The sequence below is a fragment of the Rasiella rasia genome (genome assembly GCF_011044175.1).
Taxonomy (GTDB): Bacteria; Bacteroidota; Bacteroidia; order Flavobacteriales; family Flavobacteriaceae; genus Marinirhabdus; species Marinirhabdus rasia.
In genome coordinates this window covers 1,072,201-1,083,925 of record NZ_CP049057.1, presented here as the reverse complement: position 1 = coordinate 1,083,925, position 11,725 = coordinate 1,072,201, and the positions used below count along the sequence as shown (strand labels likewise).

General features: G+C 37.1%; 11 protein-coding genes and 1 pseudogene. 7 read left to right on the top strand and 5 right to left on the bottom strand.

The genetic code is table 11. From position 1 onward, the window contains the following. The first annotated feature begins 9 nt into the window (after window positions 1-9). From G5B37_RS04965 to G5B37_RS04955, 3 genes and pseudogenes are all read left to right on the top strand, one after another. Entirely contained in the window at window positions 10-543 is a 534-nt protein-coding gene (locus G5B37_RS04965) for a YfiT family bacillithiol transferase (RefSeq protein WP_164678965.1), read from the top strand. 119 nt (window positions 544-662) lie between these two features. Continuing rightward, window positions 663-866, top strand: a pseudogene (locus tag G5B37_RS04960) (DUF2945 domain-containing protein); the annotation flags it as partial. A gap of 74 nt (window positions 867-940) precedes the next feature. Further along, window positions 941-1,558 (top strand): L-threonylcarbamoyladenylate synthase, encoded by a 618-nt coding sequence (locus G5B37_RS04955; protein WP_164678963.1) that lies wholly within the window; start codon window positions 941-943, stop codon window positions 1,556-1,558. A gap of 91 nt (window positions 1,559-1,649) precedes the next feature. Here G5B37_RS04955 and G5B37_RS04950 read toward each other — a convergent pair whose 3' ends face one another. The 5 genes from G5B37_RS04950 to G5B37_RS04930 form a co-directional block, all read right to left on the bottom strand. After that, window positions 1,650-2,510: an OmpA/MotB family protein gene (locus G5B37_RS04950; protein ID WP_164678962.1), complete on the bottom strand. Its 861-nt coding sequence runs from the start codon at window positions 2,508-2,510 to the stop codon at window positions 1,650-1,652. 92 nt (window positions 2,511-2,602) lie between these two features. Beyond that, window positions 2,603-3,595 carry a glycosyltransferase gene (locus G5B37_RS04945; RefSeq protein WP_164678961.1) on the bottom strand — a complete coding sequence of 331 codons (993 nt, stop codon included), beginning with the start codon at window positions 3,593-3,595 and terminating at the stop codon, window positions 2,603-2,605. Between the two features lie 117 nt (window positions 3,596-3,712). After that, window positions 3,713-6,229 carry a M14 family zinc carboxypeptidase gene (locus tag G5B37_RS04940; RefSeq protein WP_164678960.1) on the bottom strand — a complete coding sequence of 839 codons (2,517 nt, stop codon included), beginning with the start codon at window positions 6,227-6,229 and terminating at the stop codon, window positions 3,713-3,715. A 139-nt stretch (window positions 6,230-6,368) separates the two neighbouring features. Beyond that, window positions 6,369-6,770 (bottom strand): PUR family DNA/RNA-binding protein, encoded by a 402-nt coding sequence (locus G5B37_RS04935; RefSeq protein WP_164678959.1) that lies wholly within the window; start codon window positions 6,768-6,770, stop codon window positions 6,369-6,371. A 66-nt stretch (window positions 6,771-6,836) separates the two neighbouring features. Then, the gene (locus tag G5B37_RS04930; RefSeq protein WP_164678958.1) at window positions 6,837-8,591 is read right to left on the bottom strand and encodes an ABC transporter ATP-binding protein; all 1,755 of its coding nucleotides are present in this window, start codon (window positions 8,589-8,591) and stop codon (window positions 6,837-6,839) included. A 118-nt stretch (window positions 8,592-8,709) separates the two neighbouring features. Between G5B37_RS04930 and G5B37_RS04925 the strand changes: the two genes are divergently transcribed. The 4 genes from G5B37_RS04925 to yajC all read left to right on the top strand — a co-directional run bounded on the left by G5B37_RS04925 (window position 8,710) and on the right by yajC (window position 11,704). Further along, a complete protein-coding gene (locus tag G5B37_RS04925) occupies window positions 8,710-9,807 on the top strand; it encodes a Glu/Leu/Phe/Val family dehydrogenase (protein WP_164678957.1) in 1,098 nt (365 codons plus the stop codon). Between the two features lie 90 nt (window positions 9,808-9,897). Beyond that, window positions 9,898-10,839 (top strand): transcription antitermination factor NusB, encoded by a 942-nt coding sequence (gene nusB / locus G5B37_RS04920; protein ID WP_164678956.1) that lies wholly within the window; start codon window positions 9,898-9,900, stop codon window positions 10,837-10,839. Window positions 10,840-10,897: 58 nt separating this feature from the next. After that, window positions 10,898-11,383, top strand: a complete 486-nt coding sequence (locus G5B37_RS04915; RefSeq protein WP_164678955.1) for a DUF1573 domain-containing protein — start codon at window positions 10,898-10,900, stop codon at window positions 11,381-11,383. 18 nt (window positions 11,384-11,401) lie between these two features. Beyond that, window positions 11,402-11,704 (top strand): preprotein translocase subunit YajC, encoded by a 303-nt coding sequence (yajC, locus tag G5B37_RS04910; RefSeq protein WP_164678954.1) that lies wholly within the window; start codon window positions 11,402-11,404, stop codon window positions 11,702-11,704. The last annotated feature ends 21 nt before the right edge of the window (window positions 11,705-11,725 follow it).

Below are 11,725 nucleotides of genomic sequence, written 5' to 3'. Positions count from 1 at the left end.
TTTCGTGCTATGGACATAAAAAAACTACAATACCCAATCGGCCCCTTAAAATTACCTGCTAAAATTTCTAAAAATGATTTGGATGAGGCAATTTCAATTCTAGAAATTTTTCCAGAGCAGTTAAGATTATTAGTGGCGCATCTCCCAGAAGCCACCCTAAAACAACCCTACCGACCAGAAGGTTGGACTATTGGGCAATTAGTACATCATATTGCAGACAGTCATCACCATAGCTACATTAGGTTTAAATGGGCGCTCACCGAAGAGAACCCAACAATAAAAGCGTACCATCAAGAAGGTTGGGCAAGCTTAGGCGATTATGATACACTTCCTATTGCTTGGTCGCTTAGTCATATTGACGCCGTTCACCATAAATTAGCGTATGTACTAAAGATGTTAACGCCAGACCAATGGGAGCGAACATTTCAGCATCCAGATAAAAAAGAACCTACCTCGCTAAAAGAAAATGCATTAATGTACGCTTGGCACAGTATGCATCATTTTGCTCACATTAAGAATGCCTTAGACAGACTCGAACATTAAAAATTTCAAAAGGTATTTAGTAGAATTCACAGTTTCTGTGTTAGCATTACTGCGGAAATGTTAAGGGCTTGTTAGATGCTTTTGGTTTATAGGAAATCGTTCTTACCTTTAAATAAAAAATGATAAAACAAGGAACCGAAGTACAATGGAAATGGGGTAGTGGTACCGCTACTGGAAAGGTAATTGAAACATATACCGAAAAGGTTACTAAAACTATTAAAGGTAGTGATGTTACACGTGATGGGGAAGAAGGAAATAAAGCGCTGTATATTGAGCAAGAAGATGGCGATAAAGTGCTAAAGTTAGAAAGTGAGGTAGAACGTGCAACTAATCTATTCGCGGCTATTTGTTTACAACAATTGCTGCCGTATATTTATAGCACCTAATTGTAAGAATCATGGCACAATTCATTAAAATTTACGAAGAAAACCCTAACCCAAAAGATATTAAAGAAGTGGTTAAGGTGTTAAGAGCAGGTGGTTTGGTTATTTATCCAAGTGATACCGTATATGCCCTTGGTTGCGATATAACCAATAACCGAGCTTTAGAGCGTGTAGCACAACTTAAGGGGGTGAAGTTAGAAAAAGCTAATTTCTCTTTTATTTGTGAAGACTTAAGCAATCTAAGTGACTACGTGAAGCAGATAGATTCTACTACGTTCAAACTTTTAAAGCGTGCCTTACCTGGACCATATACGTTCATCTTACCAGGAAACAACAATTTGCCAACCGTTTTTAAGAAGAAAAAAGAGGTGGGAATTCGGGTTCCTGATAACAGCATCTTACAAGCAATTGTACGCGAACTCGGTAACCCTATTATATCTACATCAATTAAGGATGAAGATGAAGTTATAGAATACACCACAGATCCAGAGCTTATTTATGAGAAGTGGCAGAAATTGGTTGACGTAGTTGTAGATGGTGGTTATGGGGGTAATGTTGCCTCTACCGTCATTGATTTAACTAGTGGAGAACCAGTTTTGGTGCGAGAGGGTAAGGGAAGTTTAGAAATCTAAGAAATCTGTGTAGAACTGAAATTGCAACTTATTTGAATAAAAAAAACCCGACGCCTAAGGTGTCGGGTTTTTTTATGGAAACAATAAAGGGTTATTCGCCTTCTTTGCTTAATTCGTCCATAGAATCTTCAATCATTTCATAGAATTGATCAATCTTAGGAAGTACATAAATCTTTGTTCTTCTGTTAATGGAACGATTTTCTGCGGTAGAGTTGTCTACTTTCGGTACAAATTCACTTCGTCCTGCAGCAATTAACTGCGCTGGATTAGCACCTAGGTTAACCAATTCACGTACAATGGCAGTAGATCGTTTTGCACTTAAGTCCCAGTTGTCTAAAAGTACACCGCTTCTATATGGTACGTTATCTGTATGACCTTCTACAAGGGCCTCAAAATCTGGCTTATCGTTAATTACTTTCGCTACTTTGGCCAAAATTTCTGATGCTCTTGGTGTGATGTTATAACTTCCACTTCTAAACAAAACCTTGTCGCTAAGCGAGATAAAAACAACTCCTTTTTCAACATTAATTTGAATATCCTCGTCATCAAGTCCAACTTCTTTCTTCAAGCTTGTTACCAAAGCAAGTGTTACACTGTCCTTACGAGTAAGCGCATCTTGCAGTCTTCTAATCGTTAAATCTTTTTCTTGTAAGCTTTCTAAAGACTTCTCTAGATTAGCTGCTCCTTTTTTGGTTAAATCGGTAAAGTCACCAATCTGTCTAATAAGATCGCCGTTGGTACTATTTAACGATGCAACTTGACTTTTTAAGCTCTCGTTCTGAGCTCTAAGTCCAGAGCGCTCCTCCAAGCAGTCATTGAGCTTAACGGTAGCAGTATTTAATAGGTCTTGCGTTTTCTTTTGCTTCGCCTCTAAATCTGTAAACTTCTTTTTAGAAACACAAGAAGTGAACATCAACCCAGAGCATAAAGCCAGTATCATCAGTTTTTTCATAGTTGTATAATTGTATCTAGTTAAATGTAAGTCAAAATTATAAAATGGAATGCTTCTGCTCCTACGATTAACAATACTTTAAGTAAAATTTCCTAGAAGGTGTTACTCGTTTTTTTTCCTTGCACGAAGTACTTCCATACTACAGATTTAATTTTAAAATAGCGTAAAGGGCTGGCCCATTTTTTTCTTTTCTGAAGAAATTTAGGTACCAATACGTAAAAACAAATATGCGCCCTTAACAAAGCGAAAATATGTGTTAATTTACCTTTCAGCAAAAATTGTATTCCAGCAAGACCATCTAGTAAAAGGCGCGCTAGAATGAGTCCCCAAACTCGATTGCCCTTTACATTTTTCAGTAATAACAATAGGGTGTTTCGAAAATTATAAAATGTTTTATTTGGGTTGGCAGCGCTTAGCGTAGCCCCTCCCACATGATACACTTTAGAAGCACCTATATAATTTACAACACCTCCTTTAGATTGTAAACGCCAACATAAATCAATTTCTTCTTGATGCGCAAAAAAATCTTCGTCAAACCCACCAACCGATATAAAGGCGTGGCTAGTAACAAAAAGACAGGCGCCTGTAGCCCAAAAAATAGGGATGGTATCATCATACTGTCCGTTATCTTCTTCTACCGTGCTAAAAACCCGTCCGCGGCAATAGGGGTATCCAAATTTGTCTAGAAAACCACCTGCTGCTCCAGCGTATTCAAAGTTCCTTTTATTTTTGAAATCTAAAATTTTTGGCTGAGCGGCAACTAATTGAGGGTTGTTTCTAAAAGCATCAACTATAGGAGCTAACCAGTTCTCAGTTACTTCAACATCGCTATTTAACAGCACAAATAGTTCTTCAGTAAGTTGTGCTAAGGCATCGTTATAGCCTTTCGCATATCCACCATTTTCAGTATTTCGAATTACTTGAACCGTTGGAAAATTTTTAGCAACATATGCAATAGAATTGTCACTAGAGGCATTGTCTGCAACATATACAGTCGCTTCTTTAGAATAGGCAACAACTGAAGGGAGAAATTGCTCTAATAAGGCTTTCCCATTCCAGTTTAAAATGACTACTGCGGTTGTCAATATGTGTTGTTTTTTTGAAGGGTAACTTCGAGAGTCTCAGTCACCCCACAGAGTTGTTTTTGTGCTTAAGCTTGCGAAAAATGTTTTGTAAGTGATTTTCCTGAAACCTATGCTACTTTACATTTCATCACCAAAGAAAATAGCATTCATTAACAGCTTGTTGGTACCATACCAGAACGCTCTAAAGTTGGTGTTATCGGTAAAGTAAATTACTTGTCCACGCCCTAGACCATTGGTTTTAAAAGGAACAGTATTTTTTAACTCTTCTAAACGTGGTTTTGAAATATACCCCGCCAACAACGGATTGTTGCTATACTGAATTGGATTGTTGTAACTATTCGCGTCTGCTTCAACAAATAGGGTAGTATTCCTAAACATTGGTAAGGTGTTGTTCTTATACCCAAATGCGATGGGATGAGATCGATCTAATTTTGTATCGAAAATAGCCCCTCCAATTCCTTTAGCACCAAAATAGTTTTGTCGTTGTTCAAAGGTGATTGCTTTTGCGGTGTCTTGGGAGGTCTTAAATTTCATTTTAAGAAACTCATTGCTGTTTAGGTAACGTCCCGCATTTCTATATCCTATTAGAGAACCACCATTGCGTACCCATGTTTTAAGCTTTTCTGTGTCGTCTTTATCAAGTCCGCCACCCCAACTTGCAGGCATAATTATATCGGTATAGCTACTTATATCAGCTCGTCCAAAACTGCGGGTGTCTAGCTTGGTAATATGCATATCGTAGCGTGTGTCAAATAAATGCCAAATCTCGCCAGCGTCATATGGATTTACCCCGTCACCCACCAATATTGCTACTTTAGGCGTTTCTATAGCTCTAAATTGGCTACTTCCTAGGTCAATTCCTTTGGTGAGACCTGTTTGTACCCCTGTAAATTTTACACCGGTTTCGCGGCTTACCTTTGTCAAAAATTTAAGGAGGTTTGCTCCTTGTAACTTTTGGTTTTGTACGGGGATCATTACGGTACCGTAATCGTATTCTTTATTCTCTATGCTGAAAGGCGTCATACCCACTTTTGCTCGCAACCCTTCTTGTAAGATTAGGTTTAATGCTTTTGGACTATAATATTCGTGCCACTCCATTAAATAGGCGTAGTTTGAAGCATTTGGCACGCTAGGACGGTTCATTTGTAGGTCTGTTATTTCTGCACCGGCTTGACTCATTGTTGCACTTTCTGTATAGTCTAAATTGAATGCAAGTGGTAGTGTCCATGCAGAAATGTCGTAAAATAAACTGTCTTGAAAACTAGTGCGTTTTTCAAACATGGCCTTTACCAGTCTTTGTTGTCTTTGGTTTTTTGGTATCACGTAACCAAATCCTTTTTTGTAGTTTTTGCCATTGGCACTAAAATCTTGCTTTAGTTCATGAACCTTAACTTTATGACGCTTTAAAATTTCAGCTAGATGATAAGCCTTGGCAGCATCTTTTTCGTCTCCAAAAACAATGGCGCCACCCGTAGCTTCGTTACGAGCATTATTATAAAACTCACGCTGATAATCTAAAATTTCTGTTCGCATACCCACAGCTGCTTCAAGTGTTGAAAGCGCTGCAGTAAATTGATTGCGAATAGTAAATGGGAAGGTTAAGATGCCATTGTCACTCTCCTGCGCATGACCTCTAGAAGATGCTTGTTCGAAGAGAATACCAATACTTCCGTTAATATCTGGGAAGGTGCTCCCTTTTCCGTAGTAAAAATCATCAAAATTTTCTTCAGTATAATAAAAGCTACCAATTTCATCGAGTGCCTTGGCGTGGTAGTTTCCAATTTTACCTGTGAGTTCTTGATTTAATTTTGGTGTTAATGGATGTGTTCTTGAAGGAATACCAGGCTGAAAAAAGAAACTAGAGTTGGTTCCCATTTCGTGATGATCTGTTAAGATGTTTGGATACCAGTTATGAAAGGTGGTAATACGCGCTCGACTTTCGGGAAGCTGTACAGGTAGCCAATCTCTATTCATATCGAACCAGTAGTGATTCGTTCTTCCTCCTGGCCACACCTCACCATATTCTCTATCGTTAGGGTCTGGGTTTATATTTTTACTCTTGTGCATGTTTGCCCAATACGCAAAGCGTTGAAGTCCATCCGGATTTAGAGAGGGGTCGAATAAAATAACAGTGTTATTTAAAAGCTCATCTATCTTAGTACCTTGTGCTGCGGCGAGATAATAGGCAGCAGCAAGTGCCGCATTAGATCCACTAGGTTCGTTCCCGTGAATTGAAAATCCTTGATACACTACTATAGGCATGTTGGCAGTGTTTAGACTGCTACTGCCATTCTCAGTAAGGGCAACATGATTCTTACGAATGTTTTCAAGATTGTTATGATTAGCTGTAGAAGTAATAGTGAGCAATAGAAGTGGTCTGCCTTCAAAAGTTGTACCTCTATCTTCTATTGTAATACGATCGCTGGCATTGGCAAGCGCATACATATATTGAGCGAGCTTGTCGTGTGTAATATGCCAATCGCCAACCTCATGACCAATTATGCTTTTAGGTGTCGGTATATTTTGGTTATATGTTACATCTTGTGGCAGGTAGTAGTTGAGATCTACTTGATAGTTTTGAGCTAGGACAGTAAGTGTAAAAAGAAATACAAAAAGTTGGATAGTTTTTTTCATAATTGAGCGCGTCATTTTTAAAATATGATTTTTGCCTAGACCCTATATCAAAGGCATTTTGATTGGTGAACCTAATATTGTAAAAATAAAAAAACCGCCTCTAATGTAGAGACGGTTTGCAATAAATGTTTTTTAAAGACTAAATATCGTCAAAATCGATATCTGTAAAATTAGAAGGCGCAGGCTCGTCTAAAACAGTTCCTGCTTCGGTGGCACTTTGCGGACCTTCAGTATGGTCTTCTTTTTTATAATCACTTTGGTGACGTTCGCTAATTACTTCTTCACCTTTCTCATTAATGATGTAATCAATCATTTCACTTAGATGATCTTTAAATTCTGAAAAGTCTTCTTTGTACAGATAGATTTTATGTTTTTTGTAATGAAATGATCCATCGTCATTTGTAAATTTCTTACTTTCTGTAATAGTTAGATAGTAATCTCCCGCCTTGGTAGATCGAACATCGAAAAAATAGGTTCGGCGTCCAGCGCGCATTACTTTACTGTAAATTTCTTCTTTCTCCATCGAATATGAATCACTCATAATTTTCTTGTTGTTTTAAACGTCTGCCAAAAATCAAAAAAAAATAGATATAAGCCAAATGTAGGGCTATATTTCTTTTTCAGAAAGTTGTTTATTGTACAATTCTTTATAATAGCCTTCAAGGTTTATAAGTTCATTATGAGTTCCTTGCTGGATTATCTGCCCTTCTTCAAGGACGATTATTTTGTCTGCATTTTTTGCTGAAGAAACACGATGACTCACTATAATGGTTGTTTTGTTTTGAGAGATCTTTTGAAGGTTTTGTAAGATTTCTTCTTCAGTCTCAGTATCTACCGCAGAGAGGCAATCATCAAACAACAGTATTTTTGGGTCTTTTATAATGGCTCTAGCAATAGAAACTCGTTGCTTTTGTCCGCCGCTTAACGAAATACCTCTTTCCCCAAGAACGGTATCATACCCGTTAGAAAAGTCAATAATGTTTTTATGTACTGCAGCATTTTTAGCAGCTTTCACAACTTCTTCATCTGTAGCTTCTTCTTTACCAAATCTAATATTCTTCTTTATGCTATCACTAAATAAAAAAGCGTCCTGAGGAACATACCCGATTGCATCACGAAGGTTGTCTAAGTTGCGATTTGCTATAGGAATACTATCAATAAGTAAACTGCCAGGTGCTACATCGTAAAGACGGCCAATTAGTTCTAGAACAGTAGATTTTCCGCTGCCAGTATTTCCAACTATGGCAAGGGTTTCACCCGCTTTTACTGAAAAAGATATGTTTTTTAGTGCAGTGATGTTGGTATCTTGATAGGTAAACGAAAGATTTTTAAACTCAATTGTACCGTGTACTGTTTGCACCTCTGAGGATGTATTTTGAATTTCTGGAACTTGTTGTAAAAACTCGTTGATACGCTTTTGCGAAGCCTCCGCCTGTTGTACCATAGAAGATACCCAACCTACAATAGCCACCGGCCAGGTGAGCATGTTCACATAAATTAAGAACTGAACTATAGTTCCAAAATCAATGAGCCCATCAATATATTGCTTACCACCAATGTAAACCACCAAAAGGTTACTTGCACCTATGAGCAAAACCATTAAAGGAAAAAATAGTGCCTGAACTTTAACTAAATGAAGGTTTTTATCACGACTGCCTTCAGAGAGTGTAACAAATTCTGAGTTAATTCTAGGCTCTATACCATACGCTTTAATAACCGAAATTCCACTAAAACTTTCCTGAGTAAAGGTGGTTAGCTTAGACAGATATTGCTGAACTACGGTACTCCTTTTATGAATTGCAAGACTTAATCTATACACACAAACAGAGAGAATTGGCAATGGAGCAACCACATATAAGGTTAGCATAGGGGCTTTAAAAAACATATAAGGAAGTACCACTAAAAACAACGTAATTGTTGTAGTGCTATACATAATGGCAGGTCCTACATACATACGTACTTTACCAACGTCTTCACTAATGCGGCTCATTAAATCTCCAGTGCGGTTATTTTTATAGAAGCTTAACGAAAGTTTTTGGTAATGCTGGTACACTTCATCTTTTAGGTCGTATTCAACATACCTGGAGACTACAATGATAGTCTGACGCATAATAAAAGTAAATATGGCAGCTAAAAGTGTTGTGCCTAAAATTAGTAAAATGTTTTTGACAAGTTCAGATTTTACAAATTCAAGATCTGTTATTTCTCCCGTAATATACTCTCTAACAACGTTTACTGTATCGCCAATAATAATGGGTACAAACAATTTAAATACAGCTGCGATAATTGTAACCAATAAGCCAACTAATAATCTACCTCGATATTTTACAAAATATCGATTAATGTATTGAAGTTCTTTCATTTAGGGTTTTTCAACTTATTAACAAATTCGTATTTTAACAACAATCTCTTTGCGGGATTATGAATTTAAAACTACTTTTGCACGTCCTTTTTGAGGATGTCTTAAAATTTTAATAAATATGGTGACTGATGTAGTTAACACAAAAGACCTAAAAAAAATGGCCCCGGTCTTTGGCCAACTTTCTTTCGATGATCACGAACAGGTAGTTTTTTGCAACGACAAAGATACAGGTTTAAAGGCAATAATTGGAATTCATAATACGGTATTAGGACCTGCGCTAGGTGGTACCCGTATGTGGCAATATAATAGTGAATGGGACGCATTAAATGATGTATTACGTCTTTCACGCGGTATGACCTTTAAGTCTGCTATCACCGGATTAAACCTTGGTGGAGGAAAGGCTGTTATTATAGGCGATGCCAAAACACAGAAAACGCCAGAATTAATGAAGCGTTTTGGTGAATTTGTACATTCGTTAAGCGGTCGCTATATCACAGCTGAAGATGTTGGAATGACGACAGGCGATATGGATTTAGTTCGCACAGTAACACCTTATGTAACAGGTATTTCTGAAGAAAAGGGTGGTGCTGGAAATCCGTCACCCATTACAGCCTATGGGGTGTTTATGGGGATGAAAGCTGCTGCTAAATACGCCTTCGGAAATGATATGTTAGAAGATCGTACGGTCTATGTTCAAGGAATTGGAAATGTAGGTGAATCGTTAGTTGAGCATTTGTCTAACGAAGGTGCAAAGGTTTATATTTCAGATATAAATCAAGAACGACTTGAAGAAGTACGCGATAAGTATAGCGTAGAAATTTATGGTGGTAACAATATTTACGCCGAAGAAATGGACATCTATGCACCATGTGCCTTAGGCGCTACGGTAAACGATGAAACCATTAATCAATTAACTGCAAAAGTAATTGCTGGTGCAGCCAATAACCAATTGGCAGACGAGAATAAGCACGGTTTAATACTTAAACAAAAAGGTATTGTGTATGCACCAGATTTCTTGATTAATGCTGGAGGTATTATTAATGTGTATGCCGAATTAGAAAATTACGGAAAGCAGGAAATTATTAGAAAGACTGAGAATATTTATAACACAACGCTAGAGATCTTAAATAATGCTGAAACCAATGGTGTAACAACCCATCAGGCAGCCTTTGATATTGCTCAGGCGAAAATAGACGCTAGAAAGAACGAAAAATAGTTTTTTCCGTTTTATAATATCATATCTTTGCAGCGCACAGGAATTCACCTTGTGCGCTGTTAGTTTATACACAAAAGTTCTTACAAAACAATGCTCACAAGAAGACACATTAGGGTAAAAGTATTACAATCCATTTACGCGTTCAACCATACTGAACACGCAGATTTAGAGAAACAAGAAAAGTTTCTTTTGTATAGTTTAGACCAAATGCATGATTTGTATGTCTTATTACTACAGAGTATGGTAGCATTGCGTGATCATGCGGAAATTTTCTTACTCAAATCGCAGCAAAAACATTTAGCAACAGCCCTAGAGAGAAATCCGAGTCGGCGTTTTGTAGATAATCAAGCCGTTTCTTTGCTTGCTGAAAATACCTATCTGCAAGACATTCTGAAAAAGAAAAAATTAAATTACTGGAAAGAAGACGATGAGTATATCGCGATTCTTTTTAACGAACTTACCTCAAAAGATTGGTATGAAGAATACCTTTCAGGCAACGGAAATAGTTTGAAAGAAGACAAGGCATTCTTAGCCAAAATATACAAAGAAGTAATTGCACCCAATGATAAGTTGTACGAATACGTTGAAGATAAACGTTTAACGTGGGTAGACGATTTCCCTATTGTAAATACGGCGATTGTAAAGGTATTAGGGAAAATTTCCGCAGAAAATGAAAGCGCCATGATTCCGTCCTTGTACAAAAATGAAGATGATAGAGATTATGCCGTTCAGTTACTTAGAAAGGTCCTTTTAAATGATGAAAAATTAGCAGCTCAAATCGATGGAAAAACACCAAATTGGGATAAAGAGCGTATCGCAGATATTGATTTAATTATCTTGAAAATGGGTATTGCAGAATTCCTGTATTTTCCTTCGATTCCAGTTCGTGTTTCTATTAATGAATACCTAGAAATATCGAAAGAATACAGCACTCCTAAGAGCAGTATTTTTGTAAATGGTATCTTAGACAAGCTAGTAAAAGAATATGCAGAAAAAAAGACGCTAAATAAAATAGGTAGGGGCTTGCAGTAAATGCAAAAAAATGGTTATTTTTAGCCTTTCTAAAAAATAAATTTAAATTAATACGACTATGAAAAAATCATTTCTAATTGTAGCTGTACTTTCAGCATTCATTTTTACTTCTTGTAAAGAAGATGCTTCAGAGAAAGTGAAAGAAGAAAACGTGGCTGCTGCTGCAGACCGTGATGTAAATGCTGGAAAATATCCAGTAATGAAATTTGAAAAGACAGTACACGATTTCGGAACTATCGATCAAGGTACTAATGTAGAGCACCGTTTTGTATTTACAAACACTGGTGAAGCTCCTTTAGTAATTGTTGATGCTAAAAGTAGCTGTGGGTGTACTGTGCCAGAAAAGCCAGAAGGACCTATTGCTCCTGGAGATAAAGGTGAGTTGCTAGTTAAATTTAACGGAAGTGGTAAAAACCAAGTAAGCAAAACCGTTACGATTACTGCAAATACACAGGCTGGTAAAGAAACATTGCAAATCAAAGCTTTCGTAAATCCTAAAGAAGGTGCTACTACTGCAAATGGATCTCCATTAAGCGGAAAATAATAGAAGCATACTTACTTTATGGAATCATTACAGAGCTTTGCGCCCTTAATTCTAATGTTTTTGGTGGTCTATCTTTTTATGATACGTCCGCAAATGAAGCGTTCTAAAAACGAAAAACAGTTTGCATCAGACCTCAAACGTGGCGATAAAGTCGTTACCAAGAGTGGAATGCACGGAAAGATCTTAGATCTTAACGACGACGGAACATGTATCATTGAAACTGGTGCAGGTAAAATGAAGTTTGAGCGTTCTTCCATATCTATGGAACTTAGTAAAAAACAGAATGAAGATAAAAAAGGCGCTATTATAGAAAGAAAATAATCTGACTATAACATACTATAT